22 protein-coding genes are annotated in these 24,917 nt (G+C 33.7%); all 22 read right to left on the bottom strand.

Features of this window, described 5'->3' with window-relative positions; genetic code table 11:
* Positions 1-2: 2 nt before the first annotated feature.
* Positions 3-419, bottom strand: a complete 417-nt coding sequence (locus HBB17_RS16840; RefSeq protein WP_167958657.1) for a GtrA family protein — start codon at positions 417-419, stop codon at positions 3-5.
* The gene (locus HBB17_RS16835) at positions 400-1,959 is read right to left on the bottom strand and encodes an NAD(P)/FAD-dependent oxidoreductase (RefSeq protein WP_167958656.1); all 1,560 of its coding nucleotides are present in this window, start codon (positions 1,957-1,959) and stop codon (positions 400-402) included. The genes HBB17_RS16840 and HBB17_RS16835 overlap by 20 nt, the downstream gene beginning before the upstream one ends.
* 37 nt (positions 1,960-1,996) lie before the next feature.
* Positions 1,997-4,576, bottom strand: a complete 2,580-nt coding sequence (locus HBB17_RS16830) for a polysaccharide pyruvyl transferase family protein (RefSeq protein WP_167958655.1) — start codon at positions 4,574-4,576, stop codon at positions 1,997-1,999.
* A 622-nt stretch (positions 4,577-5,198) separates the two neighbouring features.
* Positions 5,199-5,630, bottom strand: a complete 432-nt coding sequence (locus HBB17_RS16825; RefSeq protein ID WP_167958654.1) for a hypothetical protein — start codon at positions 5,628-5,630, stop codon at positions 5,199-5,201.
* 147 nt (positions 5,631-5,777) lie between these two features.
* Positions 5,778-6,896 (bottom strand): UDP-galactopyranose mutase, encoded by a 1,119-nt coding sequence (gene glf / locus HBB17_RS16820; RefSeq protein ID WP_167958711.1) that lies wholly within the window; start codon positions 6,894-6,896, stop codon positions 5,778-5,780.
* 20 nt (positions 6,897-6,916) lie between these two features.
* Positions 6,917-9,940, bottom strand: a complete 3,024-nt coding sequence (locus tag HBB17_RS16815; protein WP_167958653.1) for a Coenzyme F420 hydrogenase/dehydrogenase, beta subunit C-terminal domain — start codon at positions 9,938-9,940, stop codon at positions 6,917-6,919.
* A gap of 120 nt (positions 9,941-10,060) precedes the next feature.
* Positions 10,061-11,068 (bottom strand): acyltransferase family protein, encoded by a 1,008-nt coding sequence (locus HBB17_RS16810; RefSeq protein ID WP_167958652.1) that lies wholly within the window; start codon positions 11,066-11,068, stop codon positions 10,061-10,063.
* Between the two features lies 1 nt (position 11,069).
* Positions 11,070-12,170, bottom strand: a complete 1,101-nt coding sequence (locus tag HBB17_RS16805; protein WP_167958651.1) for an O-fucosyltransferase family protein — start codon at positions 12,168-12,170, stop codon at positions 11,070-11,072.
* A gap of 14 nt (positions 12,171-12,184) precedes the next feature.
* Complete coding sequence (locus tag HBB17_RS16800; RefSeq protein ID WP_167958650.1) at positions 12,185-13,144, bottom strand: hypothetical protein; 960 nt, start codon at positions 13,142-13,144, stop codon at positions 12,185-12,187.
* A 23-nt stretch (positions 13,145-13,167) separates the two neighbouring features.
* Positions 13,168-13,617, bottom strand: coding sequence for a hypothetical protein (locus HBB17_RS16795; RefSeq protein WP_167958649.1), 450 nt, complete (start codon positions 13,615-13,617; stop codon positions 13,168-13,170).
* A gap of 1 nt (position 13,618) precedes the next feature.
* On the bottom strand, positions 13,619-15,103 hold the full coding sequence (locus tag HBB17_RS16790) for a polysaccharide pyruvyl transferase family protein (protein ID WP_167958648.1): 1,485 nt from the start codon (positions 15,101-15,103) through the stop codon (positions 13,619-13,621).
* A gap of 44 nt (positions 15,104-15,147) precedes the next feature.
* Positions 15,148-15,504: a cupin domain-containing protein gene (locus tag HBB17_RS16785; RefSeq protein WP_167958647.1), complete on the bottom strand. Its 357-nt coding sequence runs from the start codon at positions 15,502-15,504 to the stop codon at positions 15,148-15,150.
* A gap of 14 nt (positions 15,505-15,518) precedes the next feature.
* Positions 15,519-16,154 carry a D-sedoheptulose-7-phosphate isomerase gene (locus HBB17_RS16780; RefSeq protein WP_167958646.1) on the bottom strand — a complete coding sequence of 212 codons (636 nt, stop codon included), beginning with the start codon at positions 16,152-16,154 and terminating at the stop codon, positions 15,519-15,521.
* Positions 16,155-16,177: 23 nt separating this feature from the next.
* On the bottom strand, positions 16,178-17,212 hold the full coding sequence (locus tag HBB17_RS16775) for a GDP-mannose 4,6-dehydratase (RefSeq protein WP_167958645.1): 1,035 nt from the start codon (positions 17,210-17,212) through the stop codon (positions 16,178-16,180).
* Positions 17,213-17,231: 19 nt separating this feature from the next.
* Positions 17,232-18,224, bottom strand: a complete 993-nt coding sequence (locus HBB17_RS16770; protein WP_167958644.1) for a GHMP family kinase ATP-binding protein — start codon at positions 18,222-18,224, stop codon at positions 17,232-17,234.
* Positions 18,218-19,507, bottom strand: coding sequence for an HAD-IIIA family hydrolase (locus HBB17_RS16765; protein ID WP_167958643.1), 1,290 nt, complete (start codon positions 19,505-19,507; stop codon positions 18,218-18,220). The genes HBB17_RS16770 and HBB17_RS16765 overlap by 7 nt, the downstream gene beginning before the upstream one ends.
* A gap of 13 nt (positions 19,508-19,520) precedes the next feature.
* On the bottom strand, positions 19,521-20,405 hold the full coding sequence (locus tag HBB17_RS16760; protein WP_167958642.1) for a sugar nucleotide-binding protein: 885 nt from the start codon (positions 20,403-20,405) through the stop codon (positions 19,521-19,523).
* 49 nt (positions 20,406-20,454) lie between these two features.
* The gene (locus tag HBB17_RS16755) at positions 20,455-20,841 is read right to left on the bottom strand and encodes an HAD family hydrolase (RefSeq protein ID WP_167958641.1); all 387 of its coding nucleotides are present in this window, start codon (positions 20,839-20,841) and stop codon (positions 20,455-20,457) included.
* The gene (locus HBB17_RS16750) at positions 20,834-21,418 is read right to left on the bottom strand and encodes an SIS domain-containing protein (RefSeq protein ID WP_167958640.1); all 585 of its coding nucleotides are present in this window, start codon (positions 21,416-21,418) and stop codon (positions 20,834-20,836) included. The genes HBB17_RS16755 and HBB17_RS16750 overlap by 8 nt, the downstream gene beginning before the upstream one ends.
* The gene (locus HBB17_RS16745; RefSeq protein ID WP_167958639.1) at positions 21,415-22,917 is read right to left on the bottom strand and encodes an NTP transferase domain-containing protein; all 1,503 of its coding nucleotides are present in this window, start codon (positions 22,915-22,917) and stop codon (positions 21,415-21,417) included. The genes HBB17_RS16750 and HBB17_RS16745 overlap by 4 nt, the downstream gene beginning before the upstream one ends.
* A 15-nt stretch (positions 22,918-22,932) precedes the next feature.
* Positions 22,933-23,877 (bottom strand): hypothetical protein, encoded by a 945-nt coding sequence (locus tag HBB17_RS16740; protein ID WP_167958638.1) that lies wholly within the window; start codon positions 23,875-23,877, stop codon positions 22,933-22,935.
* Positions 23,878-23,894: 17 nt separating this feature from the next.
* Positions 23,895-24,914, bottom strand: a complete 1,020-nt coding sequence (locus tag HBB17_RS16735; protein ID WP_167958637.1) for a glycosyltransferase family 2 protein — start codon at positions 24,912-24,914, stop codon at positions 23,895-23,897.
* Between the last annotated feature and the right edge of the window lie 3 nt (positions 24,915-24,917).

Below are 24,917 nucleotides of genomic sequence, written 5' to 3'. Positions count from 1 at the left end.
ACTCAAAATGCAGAAGACGATTTATAGATGACACGTTTTCGAATTAAGAAGTTATAGAAAAACACCATACCTGTTGCAATAATTTTTGATACCATACTATTAATTGTAAAGGCATGAACCAAGATAAACATGATGATCAAATTGAATGCTAATCCGAAAACGCTAGCAATATAGACAGCAATTAGCTCTTTCTTAATTCCTGAATTTGTTCCTCTTTTAAATGTAAACCTTCTTCCTAACAGCCAATTTGTAAATGTTGATATGATAAATGCCAACGATGTTGCTAACAGATACTGCATTTTCATCAGGGGACAAAAGATCCAAAATGCTCCCCATTCTACAACTGTTGCACAGCCTCCTACAAATACATAGGATAAAAATTGTTTTATCTCCGCATTCTTACTTATCCTTTGCTTCATGATACTCCTTTTCTGTATTCACATTCCATATATTTTGTTTATCCGTAACATGATGCAAGATATTCTGTACCGCCTCAAAAGAGGTTGCCATGGAGTGATCCATATTGTTATAGCGATGTTGTCCATTTCTTCCTACGCAATATAAATTATCAAATTGATTCAGATATTGAATTAAGGAATCTATTTCTGTATATGTATCAAAATATGCTGGGTATGCTTTTTTTACTTTTTCATAATGTGCGTCCAATACAACTTCTGCTTTTGAGAGCACTCCCATTGCTATGAGCTCTTGAATTCCCATGTTCGTCCATTGCTCTTCACTCATATTCCAGTATTCGTCGCCTTCTGAACAAAAGTATTCAAGCCCAATCCAAACTGTTTCTTCTGGATCTTTCACTAAATATGGTGACCAATTATTAAAAATCTGTATTCTTCCTAGCTTAACACCAGTATCCTGCACATAGATCCAGCAATCAGGAACAATATTGTTCATCGTTTTTACTTTCGTTTCATTCTTTAGATTCAATTTTTTGATAAGCAATCCAACCGTAACAAAATCTCGATATGGCAATCCTGCTGCAATTTTTTGTATCTTTTCTGGAACATCATTCATTCCTTGTATCAAATCTTTTAATGGCATAGAAGAGATCACATGTTCCGCTTCTATTGTATTCTCACAACCATTTTCCTCATATTGAACAGCTTTTATCTTATTATTCGCTGTAATCAGATTCGTTACTTTACAATTTTTTTTAATTATCCCTCCCATTTTGATGAATTCTTCTGCAGCTGTTTCCCACAACTGTCCTGGTCCATACTTGGGATAAGAGAATTCTTCAATTAGTGAGGTTTCAACATGATCCATACTCTTCTTATTCGGTAGAATCTTGCTTATTATATCCTTTAGTATTGCAATGATCGATAATCCTTTTATACGTTGTGCTCCCCAATCTGCTGAAATCTCTCGTGGATGTCTTCCCCATAACTTTTCTGTGTACCCTTCAAAAAACATGGAATACAATTTTCTTCCAAAGCGATTGATGTAGAAGTTTTCCAAAGAATCCTCCGGGTATTTATGGATTACTGCTCTTAGATAGCTAAATCCTGCTTTCCACGTTGCTATAAACCCCATATTTTTAATCGTTGTCATGTTCATCTTAACGGGATAATCAAAGAATTTCTTTTTGTAATAGATTCTTGATACTCTGTTACGGGATAACATGACACAGTCTTCCTGTTCTGGATCTGGTCCTCCGATCTGCAATGGCACTTTTCTCGCTAATACCCGATCATCAAAGGAGGGGCTTCCCTGTTTTGGCATTATGGCATTCCACCAAGCGGTTACCTTCTCATCTTTGGAAAAGAATCGATGACCACCAATATCCATACGATTTCCATTATATTGAACTGTACGTGAGATTCCTCCAATTTCTGAACTTTCCTCCAAGATTGTAACTTCATACTCGTTTGTATTTTTTAAAAGTTCATATCCAGCCGTTATCCCTGCTGGTCCTGCCCCAATTATTACTATTTTTTTCATCACTTGCTTCCTACTTTCACAGTATTGTATTCCTATGCTAATCATTCTTGATTAATGAAAAATTATGTTTCACACCATTCTCCTCTAGAAAATCAACATAATTCTTCGTTAGTTTGAAATAACTTTTTCTCAATAGGGTATAATCACAATACGAAATGAGTTCTTCCATATGATGTATTTTGGAAAATGTAGTATAGTCAATATAAGGAAGTCTCAATGTTTCAACTAATTCTCTTGTCCTACTATCATGTACAATAAATAACGCCGGTATCCCATTTCTTAAAGCTGCAATATTTCCATGAAAACGACTTCCAAAAGAGAATGTAAACTGGTTTTTCTTTAAATAGGCATCCCAATCATCTAGATTAAAGAAAATATGGGCATTTTCCTTTTGATATTCACGAATTGTTTCATGATCTAGTTGAATTCCTGGGAAACAGCCCTGGGGCATTGTTTCTGGTATAGTAATCGGATTATCTAGAAATTCGTTACATTCCATTCCCATCTGCATTACCCATTTTGCATGATTTCGAATCGCAAACTCGGTTATCCTGCTTTCCATTATATTGCCACCTGTTATGCAAAAAACCGTTTGCTCTGGTGTTGGCTGCTTATTCATCTTGAATCTACCATCTAATTCAAAAAACAGAGATGGACAGCCAATTACCCGAATATTATGTATTCCCATCTCCTCTAAACAAGATGCTGTGAATTCACCGCGTACACCAATTGAAACAGAACGTTCCGATATTTCTTTAAGAAAACGTATCTTATCAGGATCTAGTATTCTTACTAATTCTTTGGGTGTGTTGCATAATGCAGAATTCTGTGCTCCAAGTCCAATCAATGTCACGGCATTCGGATTAACTAGCAATTGTTTTTCACACATTGGTAATATTCCTTCTTTGTCTTGTCTAATGAAATTAGCAAGTGGAATAACCATGTTTGTTGTATTATCGATATTACTGCTGATTTCTTTTTCATTTAAGTAGATTTCAGAATTAAACTGTACTTGCTTTCTTACTGCATTCGCAAAAAGTAGATTACCTGTATTCTCCCCTATTGCTCTTAAATTCATCTCTAAGCCATTGCTTTTATTACAGCGTTGTGGAAACATCTGTACAAGTGTCACTGCTTTCTTAACTTTTCCAGTTCGAACATTCTCTTTCCAATCTAATTTTTCTTCCTCTTTATGTACCTTATATATTGGAATGCTCTTGTACTGTTCTATGTATATTTGTATGTATGCTCTTGCTATGTCTTCTATATTATTCGTGCCTTCTCGCAATCTACATAAATTCTGTAACTCCATTTGTGTAGATTCTCTGTTAATCTTATCATATAAGATAGACATCACTTCTTTTTCTTGTATGTTTACAAACTGCTCTAGTGCAAATGTCTGTTGCATACGAAATGGTTGCAGATTATTCTCTTCTACATAGACCCACTGATCTACCATATCTTTAAACTGATATTGTAATAAATAGATTACATCTTTCTCATCGATTTGCTCATACATTCCATGTGTAGTAGCGATATGTCTCGTTATTGCACGGATCTCTGGCATATTACGATACATAGATGCTACCATACTTTGGTTTGCTTGATGGTGCGTATTCAGTATAGATATATGAAAGTCCTCTATAAATTGACAAAGTTCTTCTTCTGAATCAGTCTGTAAGATCGTAATGCCTTCATTCAGTAAAATCCTACCTGCATTCTCGTCCGTACTATGTTTCATAACATGTACATAGACATGATAATCCAAACTAACCAGTTGATTTGCCAAAATTATTGGAAGTAGTTCGCCTGCACCATTACCAAAAGAATAGATGGACAGTAATATATTCGGTTTCCTACTACGTAAAATTGCGTCTAGCGAAATTTTCTTAAATATGCGTTTGGGAGTTTCTATCTTGGAACAAGATTGCAGATTCACCAGTTCTTTATATTTTTCAACAATTTGTATTTCTTCTATTAAATCGTATTGATATAAATCCTTTAGGTAACGACCAGCTTGTAATAACGTATCCCCCCCATGCAGATTCCATTGCTTCGTATTCTGCACGTACCCATCATTTGATGAGATACGCATCATATATCCATGAGTTGCATATTCTAAAAAAAATCGAATTACATCATATTCCGTATCCAATGGCCAGAATCTTTCCTTAAACCAATACTTCTTCCTAGGATTACGGAAAATAATATGATTCAAATCATATCTGATCTCAATCCCGAATTCCTTCATTTCATCATAGGCGGTATGAATTTGACTGCATTTCTTTTGTGATTTCATTCCTTTATTATTCGTTTTTTTGCTATCATGAACGATATATTCTAGCTTATCCTTATTCATTAATTGGATAGACGATTGAAGTGTATGCAGATTGAGATCACCCAGATTACTAGTAATCCAGATATATTCCGTCTCCGTAGACTTGATTGCTTCATACAGTGAATCATATACTATACGTAACGATCCTTTATCCGTCATTGCTCTCTTGCTGAAGTATTGTTTTATTAATATTTTTTTCCAAAATCTTTGTATATTACCATTTGTTTTTGTAAGAATAGTAATATTCAATTCATTATTTACCATACAAATAATATTCATATATTAATTTCCCTCGAGTAACCCATTTTGAAACCATTATTATACGTAACTGTAGTTCAATCGATTCCACTACTTGTTTTTCATTTGTAATAATCCCACTAGATGCAATCGTTAAAAGTTCTTTCACACCTAGCTTGCACAAAAGTGAATGTAGCTGTCATAAACGCTATATTTTTCCCATAATACGCCTTTTTTCTAATTTATTATATAGGTTTTTATCTGCTGAAACAACTATACTAAAGTATAGTATTTTTCAGTATTTTGAATTATTGTCATTCCCCATTGCATCATTCTGATGCCTCCATTGTACCATGTTTTCCCATTATATGTCAAAAACATTAATGTAACTAAAACAAAGTGTACTTCGTACACTCTCGCGTTAATATCTACTTCAAAGTACACGTTGTTCTCCGCGCCGAGCACAGTTAGCTTCAGCTGACATCTACCTCATGTGCGAGTGCGCCTCCCCCAGAGGATTTATTTACTAGAAAAGTTGGAGAATTTTCCTAGTAAATAAAAAAAGGCAATCCACACTGGATGCCCTTCTAATTTTATGAATTAAACTTTGCACAATCATTTATTATGATCTATTTAATTTCTAATGAATGTTTGATTTTTATAATTACGCATGCTTCCCCAACATCAGATAGATTACAGGTGCCAGAGGTTTTAACAGATCCCATACAAACCGATTATTGTCTACAGATCGTTCACCACAATCAATGATCTCCGTACGATCTTTGATTTTTTCCATTACCCGTACTACCTCATTCTTTTTCTTTTTGGAGATTTTATTATTAAGCTTCTCTATCGTATCAGCAAATTGATCAAGATACGCATGAGCAAGTATTTCGATTGCCAAGGAATCTACTGTAATGGCAAGCTCTACTCCTTTTTCCCTTTTGTAACTTTCCTTTATATATTTTGCTAATTCTACTGCTCCATTTCCTGGAAGTGCAAGATAATTCATAAGCGTTTCATCACAATTAATATGCACCATTTTGTCTGAATAACAGAGCAAAATATTCACATATGTATCGTTCCATTCTAACATATATTTATCCCCCTTTTACTATATGAAATAACCACTCAAGGTGTCCCAATTGTTTTGATTTTCATCTTGTCCATAACTCCTAAATAGCAATAGATATCTGGATAAGAGCAAGAAGAATGGGACACCTAAGTGTCCCATTGTAAAAACTTATCCGAATACATGATCTTCTGAAAATTCTTCCTTCACTGCCTCCAACGCGGCTGCTATTACCTTGTCCATATCATAATAACGATATTGCCCTAATCTTCCTCCAAAGATCACATTCTGTTCCTTTTGTGCTAATGCATGATATTTCTCATATAAGGTATTATTCCGTTCATCATTGATTGGATAGTATGGTTCTGAACCTTTTTCCCATTCTGATGGATATTCCCTAGTGATTACCGTATGATCTTGCTTTCCAAAATCAAAATGCTTGTGCTCGATAATTCTTGTATAGGGAATCTCTCGTTGCGTATAATTCACAACCGCATTTCCCTGATAATTCTCTTCTGGCAGATCTTCCGTCTCAAACCGTAAGGAACGATACTGCAACTCTCCTAATTGATAAGCAAAATATTCATCAATCATACCAGTGAAAACTATTTTCTTCGCTAAAGCAGGTTTTTCTTTAATTAGTTCGAAGTAATCCGTACTTGTCTGTACCTCAATTCCTTCTAACATTTTTTCAATAATTGCAGTGTAACCGCCTTTGGGAATTCCCTGATATGGATCATTGAAGTAGTTGTTATCAAAGGTAAAACGAAGCGGCAATCGTTTGATGATAAATGCCGGTAATTCCGTACAGTCTCTTCCCCACTGCTTCTCCGTATACCCCTTAATCAATTTTTCATACACATCCGTTCCTACTAGTGATAATGCCTGCTCTTCTAGATTCTTAGGAGTGCTAATATTCAGCTGATCAATCTGGCTCTGAATCTTCGCTTTCGCTTCCTTTGGCGTATGAACTCCCCACATTTTACTAAAGGTATTCATATTAAAGGGAAGATTGTAGAGTTCCTCTTTATAAACTGCAACTGGGGAATTGATATAATGATTAAACGTCGCAAACTGGTTCACATAATCCCAGATCTCTTTATTGGAGGTATGAAAGATATGTGCCCCATATCGATGGACTTGTATGTCTCCCACATCTTCCGTATAGATATTTCCTGCTATATGATCTCGTTTGTCAATAACAAGACAACGCTTTCCTCTTTTATTGGCTTCATATGCGAAGACAGAACCGAATAGGCCTGCTCCGACGATTAGGTAGTCGTACAATATTGCACCTCCTTGTTTTGATTTTAATGATGTTTCATTATTTTTCTTACGTATTCTAATGGTTTACGCCATATTTTTGTAAGTTTCCAAGATTTACTGCAATACACCTGATTTAACTCCGTTATTACCTGATCCTTTTCTTGTACTACTTGTGCTAATTTATGACTCATATCCATTTTCTGTAATGCTTCCGCTTCATACTTCTCTTGCAATACGCGATGCATCACCTGCAATTGATTAATTTCATTCCTTAATTCCTGTATTTTATTACTGTTCTCATCAATTTTTTCTTTATTATTATTGACAGCAATCTCCATTTGAATGTTGCTTTCTGTAACATTAGCAAGACTCATACGGAAATGTTCTTTCAAAATGTCATAGGTATGAAGTTCTCCACTATATTGTACTCCACATGTCAAATGTTCTTCGATCCATTGTTTACTCTTTTGTATCATCAGTTTGATACTTTGTTCGATAACGTCAAAATCAATCTTCTCATTAAACAATTCTGAAGTAATCTCTATTGTCTCATCAAGCATTCGATTTTCAAGACCTATTTTTTTCAACAGATTTAAAATCTTCCTCTGCTCCGGTTTATTTGTTTTTTTATTGAGTACATAGAAGTCTTTATGAAAAATCAATGCAAAGCATACACCATAATAAGAATCTGTAAGATATAGTTTTGAATATGCGATATTCGCTAGCCATTCTTCTACTAATGGCTTTGTCAATACTTCCAAACCAAGTGAATCCTTTGCTTCGTTTTCATCAATACTTGTACCACATATAATCTGCATAGTATTCTCTTCAAGCTTGTTTACTTTATGAAGTATTTCTCGATTTACTTTCTCAATGTGACTTAGATAAACGCCTACATACTGCTTCTCAGGTAGACGCAATTTCCCGTACTTAGCCATATTCTCATAATATATTTTATTGCATAAAAACACGGGATTAATCCCGTAAGCTATATCTTTTTCATCCTCAACTGATCTAGCTTGAAAGCGCTTAAGAAAATATTGCATCTGCTTATTCACTTGATGCTCACTTTCTATATATTCTGATGCAACTGGAAAGCCATAAGCCATTTTGTATTTATCTGATCCAACCCAATCAAGATATGATAAATGTTTCTTCTCTTCATCTTTCTGTTGTTCTATATAATCAAAGAAACTAACAAACATGTCACATGCGTCATTCGCTTCTTTCTGTTTTACTTTATTTTCCATATCAAACAAAACATCCTGCATAGCAAATGGTATATGTGCAAAAAGTGATTGTTTCCGGTCACAAATCTTCTGTTCCGATTCTTTGTTTTGATCAAGTACTAGAACAGAGTATCCAATATCATTAAGATATTGATAGAATGCATAATTCATCAGATAATTTCCAAAATCCTGTTTTTCATTGATGAGTAATCCAATATTATGCTTATTCTCTAAGATTCGATCCACTGATTCAACGAATCCATTATCTTGTATTAATTCCATGAATTGGTCTGCTGCTCTGTGTCGTCCTCTTCCATCATGTCCGATCCGGTTTCCTTTACCTCTACACCATTCCACTGGAACCTGTTCGATTCGATTAAAATCATCCTTTATACCTTCTATAAATGCTTTCGCTTTTGCCGTATTCGCTATAAGCAAGCTTGTACCCTTGTGATCATTCCACGAAGGATCATGTTGATCAATTCCCCAAAAATCCCCCATCGTAATGTCTCCTTGCCTTGGAAAACAGGCATAACGACAGTCATCGCATGTTTTATTGCGACATAATACTCCATGGAAGGCTTTCTGATAATAGTCCGTTTGAATATTGAGATATAATATGGTTCCATCTTTCTTATGAATGGTATACGCATCTGGCCCCCAACCACGATACTTATCTCGAAAAACTGCATTTGCGATATCATCAATTCCATAACATTCTTCTAGATACTTTCGAAAAGCAGTAACTGGCGTGACACAAAAACACACTACATCGATTGTGAGTAAACATTCATAATCCTGTCCTAGATAGGATTTTAACCCCGCAATCTGACATGGTGTTCCAACATATAAAACGCGCACCCCTTTTTCAACCTGTTGCTTAACTTCTTGAAATGTGTTGCCTGTATTACTTTGTACGTATTTGGAATGTCTTAATTCTTTCAATCCAGAAGATTCTTTCGCGCCACAATGTTCTATATGAAAATCTTCTGTATATCTTGCACCATAAACAACACCATTGGACTTGAATATATTCTCAGCCATAATTGTAAATGCACCACCGCTAGAGGAATCCTTACGGATTTCATCCGTAGCCCATGCTGCATATGCTTGACAGGAATCAGCAGCATATTCATTCATCTCTCTAGGTTTTGCAGATGGACATACTTCCACACATTGATTACATTTAATGCATTTTTCATTGTTAATCTTAGGCTTAAGAAATCCTTGTTGGTCAGGTAATAATTCTATCGCATCCACTGGACATTTGTTTGAACAAGCACCACAACCTGTACAATAATAATTATGACGTAGTAGATGTGGAGTCAGTTTTTCAAAACATGCTAACAATGGCCAATCTTCACAAAACTCCTTATCCCAATTTGTAATCACAAAACCACGTTCATATAGCATATTAATGATTTCATTGGTTGTATATAATGATTGTGAAAAACCGCATTCTTTACTTTGATAAGTTAGGATTATCTTATCTGTACTATTCTTTAAACAATCAAAAAACCAATTTAAATCATTCAAATATCCAATAATCCCTGCACATACAATTGCATCCACTTTGATATCAGGAAACTCATACTTATTTAAGTCACATACAATAGTATCCTCCTGACGTTTTGTATAATCAAGTGGATAGTATATTACATTCTCATCTAGTAATTTTTTTAGATACATATTGCCAGCACCTACATCCAATACGGAATGATCATTGGAATTTAAAAATTTACTGCATACAATGGCTCTTTTTCTCCACATATATTGTTCAAGACCAAATAACTTTTCCCCCACATTCCAATCTGCTGGACCAACTTCAACTTTTTCCATACTTCTCCTCTCAGCAACGGCATACATACTATCTACTGTTGAATTTTTTCTGTATATTTTTCACAAACTTTTTTTCTATGATGTAATAAGAAAAAATCGACCATGTTAAAACAATCAAAATTATAAGTATATAATTTTTTGTTTTGAAAAATTTATATTCCATTTATTGTTTGCATTTAAATAATTAATTAACACATACATAGGACAATGCCATAAATAAATACTATAAGAAATCTTATCTAAAAAGCTAATGTGTATAATTTTAAAAAATGAGCTAAGTGTATTTGATAATAAACAGATAATCACAATAGCTGGACTTAAGACTCCTCCCATAACAACACATATATCGCCAAGTATAGCTACAGAAAACACCTTAATTAATACAAGTGTAAGAATAATTATACTACATGCAAAAGTTAATATAATTTTCTTATATTCTTCTTTATAATATTTCTTATACATATAACATAAGATACAACCTATAGAAAAGCTTAGATATCCTCGTCCCATTTCTTCTGTTAGCAATGGTAAGCGTATTGGTATATTATTATGTATTAGTGTTACTCCTAACAAAGCTAATAAACAATAAATCATTATCATACTTTTCTTTTTAGCATGCCTTTGTATAACATAAAATATCAAATATAATAGAAATAAAACGCTAATATACCAACTTGGAGTATTAAATGTTTGACAATCTTCAAATCCACTCGCTCCTAACATTAACAATGATAATACCAAGTGATAAAGATCATTCTTTCCTATTTGACCATGAAATGTATATATTGATAGATAAATCAAAATAGCTGTTACTATCGTAGACAAGAAAAATAAAGGATATAATCTTAATAATCTTTTCTTTACAAACTCTACAAATCGTAATTCTTGATTACTTATACGCTCTGCATAATGATAAAAAATCAAGAAACCTGAGATAAGGAAAAAGATCTCTACACAATATTTCCCATAATCATAAAGTACCTGAATTCCATTCTTCATTGGCATTTGACCAAATGAGCAATAGTAGTGAAATGTAAACGCTATTATACATGCACAAATTCCTCTTAACGTACTTAGTCCAATAAATTTATTATCCTCTTTCCTATGTTCTTTTGTATGTTCTTTCATATTAATTCACCTTTTTTCTGCAGTCTTTATACTCTTTATTATATATATCCATCCAGTCCACTCCATTTTTATTAGAGCCTTTATCAATCCAGTTAACGGATACATATTTATCATAGTATGCTTTATTGATAATATATGCAGAAATACTAACCTGGGATTTACCAGCGATTAAGCCTTGGCAGCTTGCCATTGTAAATGCATCTCGGATTACTTCATAACCCAACAAATAACTATTATTCTCACGTGAATTCTCTGTATAGGCAACACTTACATTTCCTTCTGTACGGAATACATCTTCATAATGAACGATATTCTTGAATTTCTCTTTAAACTGTGCAAGTGCTTGCAAATCATCCGTAGCTAAGAAGATTTGTTCATAGTCATTTTTTTTCATAACTTTCTCAATTTCTAGAACATAATCATCAAATGTTAATGACTTTGGATGATAATTGGTATTCAATTTGCTATCTGTACCTCTGAAGTGTATCGCTAATGTCTTTTTTCCTTGCAATACTTTATCCATGTCTGTCTTTAATTTATTCGCTGTATACTCATTGAGTGAAATGTACTTCTTATATAATTCTGCCATTCGAATACAGTATTCTTCTGTAGGATGGAACCAATCGTCTACATTATATTCCACTAAAATAGCATCTCGATTTGGTGCAGTAGATATTGCTACATTATGACTTTTAAAGGCTTCTTCATATGTTACATCAGAAACTGGTTTAAAGTAATATTCGAATACTTCTGTTGTTCCTTTAAAACCACCTTTTTCTTCATAGGCACAGCCCTTCCAATTCTTAATAACAGGTGTTAGGTTAAACCGATCCGCGAATGAAAGCGTACAAACCGTACGGTTTAGTAATGCAAAAAAACCTGCAGTTGGTACCCAATCATCTGCTAATTCAACGATAAATATATTCTTATCTTTATTCTTCTCACCATAATCATTAAAACATATCATATATGGATTATTTACTAAATCATAACCTAACATATAGATTCGTATATACCATGGATGCAACGCTTTTTTACCGATTTTTTTGTAAAGCTGCTTATATGTAGATAATCCTCTTTTTATCTTGCTGCACATTCCCATTTTATTAATCTCCTTTAGTTGAAATATTCTTTTACTTTTTCGACACAATCATCAAAATTATTTATATCAAATGTATAGTCTATTCCTGTTTGCATAATTCCCATATCTCTCAAACCAAAATAACCTTGGTTATCTGTTATTCCCCAACGTGCTGTTGGTTCATATATAATGAATTTTCTGCAAGTTGATGAACAGATCAAATCACAAAATCCACTTCTAAGACCAATAAAATTACCAGCATAATTCAATATTGGTACAGATTTTTCAAAAGGTATGTCTACTGCTTTCGTATTAACCAATGGCTCTACTCCTGGAGGACAATTTGTAAATACACGATACCCTTTGTTAAGAAAAACAGCAACAATTTTGTTCCATGTCTCTACTGGTAATGAGGACATGGAATTAGCATCCGGTGCTATTATGATACTCTTGTCTTTTTCTATTCCAACGGAATCACAAAATGCTACGACATCAACTTCATCCTGAATGAATTTAGGTGCAACAAACTTCTTAGCAGATGCATCTCCAAATAAAAAGCTATAAAGCATATCATCATAATTAACTCCATTTACACCACGCATATTCATCAATACACCAATATGTAGATACTCATACGCATCATAATGCATAATCTGTGCATTGCATTTATCCAGACCAATGATATTCACATAATAGCATAAACAACTCATTCGAAATGTATTGATAACCTCATTTGACTCGATCTGAAATAGTTTTGTTATACGTGTAGCATTAGTCGATATTAAAACAGCTGTACAATACTCTTTTTCCTCGATATGCTGGCAAACCAAATACACATCCCCTAACCCGCAAAAAGGGAAGATATAGAGTTTGTTCTTACTATTATATTTTTTTCGAATGGATTGATATACATGGTATCCAACAAGTAATCTCATATAAGGGAGATTTTCTGGTCTACATACATAATCCTTTACCTTGGTTTTTAATTTACTCATCGTTTTCTCCTTACCAATATGAACTAAATTTCATATAACTTAAATATTCCATATCGTACAATTTGATCTACGTTAATCTCTTTCATATTTAACAACCGATCTGCTGCCCTGCCTCTTGGTAACTGAAGTGAGACAATAATCGTATTTGTATAAAAATTACTTGCTGTATACAAGTCTAATAAGTTTTTCATTTGTTTATCAGTAAGTAATGTAACATGATCATTATATTCTTTGAGTAAGCGTTCAACCTTTTCATTCATACACACAATGTAAAATACTTGATCACTATGTAATTCTTGAAATATTTTTAGATATTTCATACCTAAAGTATTTATCTCTTCATCATCTTCCGGGAATATAATGAGATAGTCATTCTCTGTGTTACTTATTGTTGTTTTAATCGTTTTCCATACTTTTTTTCCTTTTTTCACATTGTGTAAACTGTGCAACAAATAGCATAGATGATTTGCCATCTTATCTTCTTCCCCTCCGTTGTATCTTTTCTACGAATTTTTTTATCTTTCCTTTTTTTAGTTCATTTATTTCTGCTTTTAATTCTTCTATGGTTTCTAACTTTTCATTTATTACTACTATATTATATTTCAATTGATTAACTCGATCACTAATGTCACTTAGTAAACGATCGATTCTTAATCGATCTTGTTGAGCCTCACCAATCCAATTATCAACTCCATGTAATCGTAAGTTAAAATCATCGATCTTATTTTCTATATTATCTGTACTTTCCTTAAGATTCTTTATTGAAGCATCAGCTTCAAAAATCCAATTATCAACTCCATGAAGACGTTCCTTTTGATCATGACTTTCTCCACTAAGTTTATCATATTTTTCATCAAGGATATCATATGCACTCATTGCTCTTACTGTTGATTTTCCTTGTTCAATATGGCTTACTAACCAATCGTAACTTCTCGTAATTTCTTCTTGTAGTATCTTATCTACCTTTGTATAATCAATCTTTTGTATTGTATCTGGTAATTGTTTTTTTTCACTAACTATTCTATCCAATAATCCTAATTTGGAAAGAAGAGAGTAAATTCTACTTCTTCCTCTCCAACCATCTTCCTTAAACACAACATAAAAATTCTTTTTAAATATCAATGCAAAACATAATCCATGAAAGGAATCGGTTACAAATAACTCACTATTTTCAATGTTGGATAACCAGTCTTCAACTGAACAGTTTTCTGTAAATTTTAGATTCCATTCATTCTCTATATCTTCAGAAGATTGCTCTCCATCCCCGATTATGTTTTTATTATTGCAATTACTTTGCTGACATAATTCATTGATTATCTCTTCTTTCTCACTAGATGGATCTAATATATACGCACCAATATATGGTTCTCTATTCAACAGTTTAGATTTACTTGCCAAATCATGATAGACACTAGCATCACATAGAAAAACAGGGTCCATTACACATTCTCCTCGAACCCCAAACTGCTCTTTTAATATTAATTTTCCTGTATCTTCTCGTACCGATATTGCATCAAAACGTGCTAAATAATATGCCATTTTTGCTCTTATTGCATCACGTCCTTCAAAATAATCCACACCAAATGACGTTGCATAAGCCATTTTATACTTATCCGCTCGAACCCAATCCATACAAGTATGAAAATCTAATCCTTCAATAAAAGGATTTCTAAACAACTGATCAGACCCAAGAACAAACACGTGACATCGATCATTCAGTTCTTTAATTGAGGCTTTATCCTCATAATCTTTTGCAAGATCATCTTTTTCAAACGGAGATTCCATGAATAAGCTTAATTTGGGTGAATAGGTTTTCCATGGTGTATCTAAAGGTTTTTCAATTAGTAATGATGAATATCCCTTATCTTGAAGCGCTTTATACAATGCGTAATAGGTCAAATTATTCCCATAGTTATTATTTAGTAAACAGATTAATCCAATATCATATTGATCTTTCATTTCAATCCACCTAGTTTATCTTTCTATCGACTTACTTTAATTGTTTAAGCGTAGATATCTTTTTCTCCATTATCTAATTCTACGCCCTTGTCATAAAAACTTACCAAAAGAGTATCTTCAACGAATTCAAAACTATGCATTACATATTCAGGAATTAAGAACATCTCCCCCTTTTTGAATACATAGTGTTCTACTATTCCATCTTTTTGAACATCAAGTTTGAACTCGCCTTCAATTACATAGAATGCTTCCCGGTTTAATTTATGATAATGATCACCACGAATAACGCCTTTTACAGAACGGATTACATTAACCTGTTGAAATCCTTCATGAACTAATTGCGTTAAATCGCCTCGCTCATCCTGAAATATAAAATCTGGTTTTAATAATTCAATTAGCATAGTAACTCCTTTCCTTATTCATCCCAAAATTCAGCTTCTATCATTGCACACAATATATGATATACAGGAGTATGCATATCTTGAATTTCACACGTTACACTGGAAGGTACCTTAATTGCACAGTCAAAAACTTCAGCCATTTTCCCTCCTGCTTTTCCTGTTAATGCAATGGATTTCATTCCTTTTGTCTTTGCTACCATATTCGCAAATAAGACATTTTTCGAATTCCCAGAAGTACTAATTCCAATTAGAACATCTCCTTCTTGACCCAAACCAACAACCTGTTGGGCGAAGATCAGTTCTCCGCCCAAATCATTGATGATTGCAGTTAAGATGGAAGTTTGTGCTCCTAGATTGATAGCAGGTAAGGAGTCTTGTAATTGATTGGCTAAGGCAATTCCTTCCTCTCCAAAACATGTATAGTCTTCACTTGAGACTTTTCTCTTTTTTTGAAATCCTTTTAGTAACTCGCCTACGATATGATCTGCATCGGAATTACTACCTCCGTTACCACATACTAATAATTTATGTCCGTTCTGAAAAGACTCCAGTAACATATGGAAAGCGTCTACTATCTCTTCCTTAATCTCTTTCAGATAGGAATTTCTTCTTATATAGTCTTCTAAGATCTGCATTGTACTATCTTTCATATAAACACCTTCTCCCTTAGAATCTATCTAGTTAAGTAATTACCAATTTTAACTTTCTTTCTCCAGTATTCAAGTAAGTCACCCATTGTTTGTTCGAATGATATCTGAGGTTTCCAGCCTGTATGCTCCATGAATTTACGGCAATCTGGTACTTGAAGATCTGCATCAATTGGTCTTAATCTTTCTGCTTCTACTTCTACTTTAATCTCATCTTTCATCGTAGATAGATTAACGAGTGTTTGTAATGTATCACCTACTTCACATGTATACGTTCCACCAATATTATAGTACTCTCCAGCTGTTGGATTTTCAGTAACTAACATATAATATGCACGTACTGCATCACGAACATCTGCATATGTTCTTAAGGATTGAAGATTACCAACTTTTACTGTTGGTGGAATTAAACCTTGCTCAATCATTGCAATTTGTTTAGCAAATGTAGATTCATGGAATACATCTCCTCTTCTAGGTCCAGTATGCGTAAACATACGAGTAGTCATAACCGTCATATCATATGCTTCTGCATAGTATCTACCTAAAAGATCTGTTCCAACTTTAGAGATTGCATATGGGGAAGCTGGATGGAATGGACACTCTTCATGAATACCTGTTTCAGGTTTTTTGTCTTTTGGAATTTTGCCAAATACTTCAGAAGATGCACATACATGGATAACTGGTTTATAAGTATCATCTTGGCTCATTGCTAAACGGAATGCTTCTAGTAATCTACAAGTTCCTAAGATGTTTGTATTTAATGTATCGATCGGTGCCGTAAAGCTTGTAACTGGGTAACTTTGCGCAGCTAGATGGAAAACATACTGTGGTTTAATTTTTTGAACCACAGAAATTAAAGAAACTTCATCATTAAGATCGGCATATTCAAAAAATACACGATCCTTCTTATTTACTCGATCAAGAAGATGCTCAACATTATCAAGTGGACTTCTCCATCTACAAACACCATATACTTCCCAATCTGTATTTTCTAATAAGAAATCACATAAATGTGACCCCACCATACCTGTAATTCCTGTTATTAACGCCTTTGTACTCATTTCATTACCTCCATAATTTTTATAGTTCATAATCTTCTGATTTATAATAAAGTATCCTAGTTCCCGAATTTTCAAACTCAAATGGAACATATAATAAATCTTTTAATGCTTCTCTCACTACTTTCTGTTTGTCTTTCTCAACATAAAATAGTAAGAATCCTCCTCCACCTGCTCCAAGTAATTTACCACCTGTTGCACCGGCATCAATTGCTTTTTTATAAAGAATATCAATGGAATCGGTCGAGATTTTATCCGTAATACCACGTTTCAATTTCCAAGTATAATCCAACAATTTACCAAATTCAAGCAAGGAACACTTTGATGTTAAGACATCTTGTGCTTCATCTACTAAATGAAGCATCTCTTTCAATTCCTTTGTTTTATCATGCGTAACTTTTTCCTGTTGTTGTGCTATCTCACTAGAAAATCTAGAAAAGCCAGTGAAAAAAAGCATCAAATTCTCATTCAATTCTCTCTTTCTATCTTTTCCAATGATAATTGGATTAACGGTATATCCTTCCGAACTGAAATCTATACGGTTCAATCCACCAAATGCTGCTGCAATCTGATCTTGTACCCCACCACTTTCATTACATAACACACGTTCAACGTGAATTGCATCTTCTGCAAGTTTCATTTTGTCTGCACATTTTCCTTTGATTGCATAGAATGCATTTAACATACCAACTGTGAAAGAACTGCTTGTCCCAAGTCCAGATCTTGCAGGTAAGTCGGCCTCATAATCCATACGGATTTCCTGCATCTTCATGTACTTCATTGCTTCTCGTACCGCTGGATGCTGGATATCAGAAACATTCTTCGTACGTTCAATTATACTATACGTAATTTGATTCGAATACTCAAAAAATCTTGGTAAATGACTTACTGTTACAATACAGTACTTATCAAATGTAGTAGAAATGACACTTCCGCCATATTCATTAAAGAACCCTGGAAAATCAGTTCCACCACCAAAAAAAGACATTCTAAATGGTGTTTGTGTTATTACCATGATAATTCTCCTTTGTTAACTAAATTTGTTATACACTCTTCTAAATCAGAATATTGATTCGTAGATGGTACCTCTTCCAATGGTTTTCCTCCTACATAAAAGCTCCTACAACCAGCGTTAATACCTGCATTATAATCTCTGATATCGTCGCCAATCATCAAGGATTTTTCTAAATCAATATTATACCTTTTTGCTGCTTCAAGTAGTAATCCTGGTTTGGGTTTTCTACACTCACATTCTATCTTATATTCTACTCGTTCTCCTTCAAAACCTTTGTCTGGGTGATGTGGGCAGAAGAATATATCATCCACGTATGCTCCTTCTTTCCCCAATTCTGTCTCGAGCTTATTATGAATCTCTTGTAATTGCTCAAGTGTACATTCTCCTCTTGCAATTACTGGTTGATTGCTAACAATAATAGCAAGATAACCACTCTCATTAATTGTTTTAATTGCATTAGCCACACCAGCAATTAATTCAATATCATTTTGATTACGAATAAAGCCTTTATATACATTAATGGTTCCGTCTCGATCTAAGAACACGGCGCGTTGTTTGTTCTTCAGATTTTTGCTTGCTACCTTGCCACAAACGAAATCATTGCAAACAAGATAGTAACGTTCTGGTGTTCCCATATCCTTCACATATTCTGGTGAACGATAGGAATACAAACGTTTCGTTGCTACAAGTGGTTTTAAAATTTCACGGTCCAAATCAACTTTTCCACCATTCGTAAGCATATCAAGAATCTCTGTAGACAATATATGTACGCCTGCATTTACATTGTTTTTATATACGGTTCGTGCATCTTCTTTATTCATCCAACTTGTAATACAATTTTCTTCATCTGCACAGATAATGGAACTATCATATGGATGACTGTTCGGATGGGTAAAAAGAGACGCTAATGCCTTCTTTTCTTTATGGAATTGTAAAAAACGATTGAAATCAATACTGAAAATGATATCTCCATTGATTAAAAGAAAATCTTCTGTTAAAACATCTTTTAGATAATACAAAGCACCTGCTGTTCCAAGTGGTTCAACTTCTCTATAGTATGAAATGTGAACACCCCATTCTGTTCCATCTCCAAAGTAGTCTTCAATAACAGAACCAAGATGTCCAATTACTAAAATAATATCTAAAAATCCCTGTTCTTTCAGACAATTAATCTGATGTTCCAATACTGGTTTCCCATCGATTTGTATCATTGGTTTCGGTATATCACTCTTGATAGATGAAATTCTTGTTCCTTTTCCACCTGCCGATATTACAACCTTCATTTATTCACCAACCTTATAAATTAATCTTTATCTCTGCTAATCCTAATGCTTCTTTTACTTTCGTATTATCCATCAATGCAGACTGTGCACGTTTCACTCCGAATATTCCTTGGCTTCCTGCCATAGAAATAGGTTTCACTAAATCTGTTGATATTCCATGTTTCTTTGCAATCATACAACCAACATCATATTTTGACAGATCATCATCACCTGCTATATTCACAATTTTAGGGAAATCTTTTGTATACTGTTCGATTGATTTTACAAGCAAACTTGCCGCTGTACCAAAATCAAGTGTTGATCGATACGAATCAGCAAACATCTCCATGGTATCTCCCTTCTCAATGGTTTCAAGAATCTGATCATAGAAGTGCTTCTTTGATTTTACCAAACTAGGTGCAATAAGAAAAGGATATCTTACTACATTATAGCCATACCCTGTTACTAATTGTTCTGCTAACACCTTATGCTTTCCATATAGATTAACTGGATCAACCACATCTGTCTCCTTAAAATGAACATCTGTAGAACCGTTTCCATACACTGTATCTGTTGATGAGTAAAAGAAGCAACGAACATCTTCCATACAATTTAAGAAACGAGCCAACGCAGTTATATTCACATCCCATGCAATTTTAGGGTTCTTTGCCACCAAATCCGGATGATGATAGGCGGCCAAATAGATTACATTGTAAGTCGTCTCTTTTTTCTTTAATTCTTCACACAAGGCATTAACCTCTGTTTCAACAGAAATATCACATTTAATCCAATTAACTCTTTCACTCGTTGATTCTTCAATATTTCTTGCCACTGCGATCACGGATTCTTTCGTCTCCTCCAATATGGATTTGATTATATATGAACCTAGAAAACCACTTGCTCCAATTATTAAATACATCGTTCTCTAATTATACATCATTATGTATAATGTTCTCCTTCCCTTTGTTCTACAAACTCCTATCAATCTCAATCTCCACCGCAGGGAACTGATCCCTTGCGGTACGAAATGCATAAGCCATTGGTAAACCGGACATTTTATCATCATTCATTAATATACGTTCTCCATATGGAGCATTATAAATTATGTGATTATAATAGATTCCTGCTTCATGCAAAAAATCTTCTGTTAATTGTGCATATTCCGTAGTACGTGATGTTAAGAACACGATCATATCTCCTTCAGGAATTGATAATAGGAAATCTTGTGCCCCTTCTAAAAAACTATCCTTTCCATCAATCTTGTATCCATTATGCTTAACGATCGTTCCATCTAGATCGAGAATCCATGTTTTATTCAATGGTGACATTGTTGTTTTCTTCTTTTGATTACACATTTTTTAATTGTACTCCTATATGACCGCCTGGGTGGTTCTTTTTAAAATCTTCTAATGTAACTCCTCTACGTTTTACGATTTGCATTGCTAATCCTTGTAGAACAATCAAATTAACTGTTGTTGAATTATTCGGTACAATGTTCCATTGGTCACCTTCGTTAGGCAAATCTAGAATAATGCATTTTCCAATTTCTCTTTGCAATGTTGATTCCTGCTCAAAAGAGAGTAACCATAGATTAGCATTACGTTTCTTTAATAAGTCGGTTAGATAAATGGATTCTGCTGTCTCACCACTCTTTGTCAGAATGATAACAAGATCATTTTCTTTTACCATACCAATATCACCGTGTACAGCTGAATTTGTATTCATAAAACATGCATTTTGACCTAAAGAATTCATCGTACCAACGAATTTATCACATACAGGTACATTCTTTCCTAGACCGCTTACTACAATTTTATTACCTTTTTCTAACGTTTCTATTGATTCATCTACCAATTTGGTAAATGCCTTTTCATCTAATGAATGTACGGATTCATTTAATGTTTCTAATATATTTTCAAAATATGTGATCATAGTGCTTCCTCCAAATAATATAGTCCATTATAAAACGCTCCACAGATGGAATCATAATCTTCCCATGCATATGTAGTCAGTGATAACCAAATGATTGCATGAAGTAATTTAATCTGTTCTGAAGTAACCTCATCTTTTAAAAGCTCAAAGAAATAAGGCTCCATGTCCTCCCAGTTATTGGATTCAATGTGTAATTCCACTTGGTCTTCTTCTATTGTTAAGTGAAATCTCTTCAAATTAAATTGATCATAATTTCCTACAATAGAATAATATAATTTTACCCAATCATATGCTGGATCACCATAGAATTCCGTCTTGCCAAAGTATCCTCTTGGATCAATCAACATTGGAGTGGATTCTTCTTTCAGCAACATATTACTAAAGGTACAATCCCCGTGTAATAGTTTGAATTCTTTTGGAAAATACTGATCAACCCTTTCCTTCAATTTTTCTTGGTGATAGAATACATTTCTGCATTTTCGACCATTGATGGTTACATACTCATCATTCGCAAATGGTACCAAATCACGTACTTTCTTCAGACGGTCATAGGTCTTCGTTATATATGCTTCTACATAGCTTTCATAATCTGACGGTACTGTCTCCATATTTTGCACACTATGTAAACAGTCAATGACTTGTTTCAGAATTTCTTTCTTTCTATTTGGTTCTACATCACGGTATTCATAGATGTTTTTTCCATCAATACGCTCCATTTTCAATGGGTCAAGGGAATAGATTTTTGGAATATTTTTAAAGTTTTTGCTCATTAATTTTTCATACCAAGCTTTCTCTCGAACAGCAAGCATTCTTCCTTGGGAATCAATTCCTTCTTTAATGATGGTATCCCCTTCGATAACAAGTCGATTAAATGGTCTGCACTTTTGTCTTTGTAATTTTTCATACTCCGATAATAAACCGTATTCTTTTGTATGATAGAGAGGAAGTTCCGTGAATGAAATGTCTTTTGTACTTAACCATCGAACCAATTCTCCTGACTCTGGTAATTCCTTTATTACACCTTTATGTTCAAAAATAAAATGTCCTGCAACACCATGTTCTTCACTTGGTTCTTCTGAAAAGATTTCATTTTCGTATTTCCATCTACAACGGAAATCTTTTGCTATACCTATATAATTTGCTTGTTCTGTTGGCATTGTATATTCTTCAGGTAAGATTAAGTCGCTCCAGATTAACATGAATGCTTGTTCCTCTGGTATATATTCCATTGCTTCCTGAATACCTGCACATGTTCCTGTTTTTCCACTTGCATTCACTAATTTGTACTCTACATCTGCAAATGCTTTCAAATACCGTTCAAGAACATCGTATTTATAATCACCAATCACTACATACTTTTTCTCAGGGTATTTACGAAATAGATGAAATAACATTGGTAAATTATTAATAGGAACTAACGCCTTTGGTTTGTTTTGTGTAAGGTATTCCATTCGGGTCCCCTTCCCACCTGCTTGTACAATAACATAATCAACGTTCATTTTGTCACTCCTTCTCTATATTAACTCATTAAGTATTGTCATAATTTCTATTTGATCTTTTCCTAAATCCTCTGTTAATCTATATTGAAAAATTTGTTTATTCTTTGGATTTGTCTTCTTCAGATTAAAAAATGCTACCAATGGATTGGCATAAGGATAAATTGCTACAATTGGACATTTACAAAAAGATAGTAGATCTAATATGCCACTACGCAGACCAATAACACATGCAAAAGAGTCTCCTATAGTATAGAGTTCCCTAAGGCTACTCGTTATCGGCTCTGTTCCCTCAATTACGGATTGGTTTCCCGTTACATTGGTAAATAACTGGTATCCTTTCGCTGTATATTCTTTTACAATCATTTCATAGATGGATTTATCAATTTCATTCGTTACGGAAGCATATGGGCAAAGTAATATTCTTTTCTTTGTTTCATTCTCTCTATTATTTGTCAATATATCTTTTACAGGAGTTTCAAATTCCGCATCAGAATCCAAATGAAGTATTCCATATTTTATACAATCCTTCAAATTTGCTTCTGGAAATCTCCTAGCGAATTCATACCCTTGGGTAAAATTATTACCTGGATCTACTACTGTTATATCGTTACACTTTTTCAGCAATACCTGTCCTACTTGGTAATGATCCAATAATAAGAATACTTTTAATTGCCAATGTTTTACCACCTGGATGGAATCATAGGCATTAGGATATAATGTAACAAGTTCCAACCATTTTTTTGTTGTTATTACATGAAGAGGAATAGAATTTTTTTCTTTCCCAAATGCGTTAAGGTAGCCTAAAGTAAACAACATATCTCCAATATGTTCACAGATTACTATATTGTACCTTCCTCTTTTTCGAAAACATAAAATATATATAAGAAAAGCGATTGGAAGTACGATAACCTGTTCCAGTATGATTTTTATCCAATATAATAGAAATTTCAGTAAATGCATTATTCAATCACCATTTTCTACCCTTTTCGTAACTTTTTATATAATGTGGAAGCAACCAATCGTTCAAAATGATACTCTCGTATATGAAATACATGTAAGAGTTTCAATATGAAATATCTTTTTTTAAGACGTTGATCTAGCTCATAATCAAATTCTTTGATATAAGCCTTCAGCTCTTTTGAAAGAGCTCGTCCTTCTTTTCTCTTGCGAAAACGCAGTAGAGTTGTAACATAATAATCACATATCGTAGTCTCTACTTTTCGTAACCAGTATTCTCTTGCATCCTCAGAAAATGTTTCCACTTGTTCTTTTTCCCGTAGAATCGCTTGAATTACTGCCTCATGTTGTTTTACTCTTCGTATCCTACTCTCTGCGGATACACTTTGACTTACATCACCAATTCGATAAACTGTTATTACATTCGGTAACAGTAGTAGCTTCTTCGCGAAACATGCCATTACTGTATAATAATAGGCATCATCATAAAATACGTTTTCTGGTAACTGTTTATTTATACCTTTATAAAAGGAAGTCTGGAAGATCAATCCATGAATACAAAAGATACCTTTGACCTGCTTCCATTGTTGCAGAACATCATTCATATTTACTATAAAATCTTCTTCCTGATTTCCTTTATGTAGACATGATTCTTTTGTCACAACATGATATGTCTTATAATTTGTAGCAACCAGATCCACATCGTATTTTTCTAACTTCATTACTACTTGTTCGAGACCTATTGTTTCCACCCAATCATCTGCATCCAGTACTTTAAGATATTTTCCCTTGCATAACGTAAGCCCGGCATTAATTGCCGAACCATGTCCTCCATTTTTCTTATTAAGAAGTTGTATGCTATCTGGATATTGTTCCACATACTTCTCTACTATTTTTTGACTTCCATCTGTTGACCCGTCATTTACAACTACAATATCGAGTTTCTCTAAATACTCTTTTGGAACAAGTAAAGATTGTAGACATTTATCTATGAATTTTTCTGAATTATACATTGGTATGATGATTGATATTATCTTCATAGT

Origin of the sequence: Anaerosporobacter faecicola (assembly GCF_012070565.1) — a bacterium.
GTDB lineage: Bacteria > Bacillota > Clostridia > Lachnospirales > Lachnospiraceae > Anaerosporobacter > Anaerosporobacter faecicola.
This window is presented reverse-complemented; position numbering and strand designations above follow the sequence as displayed.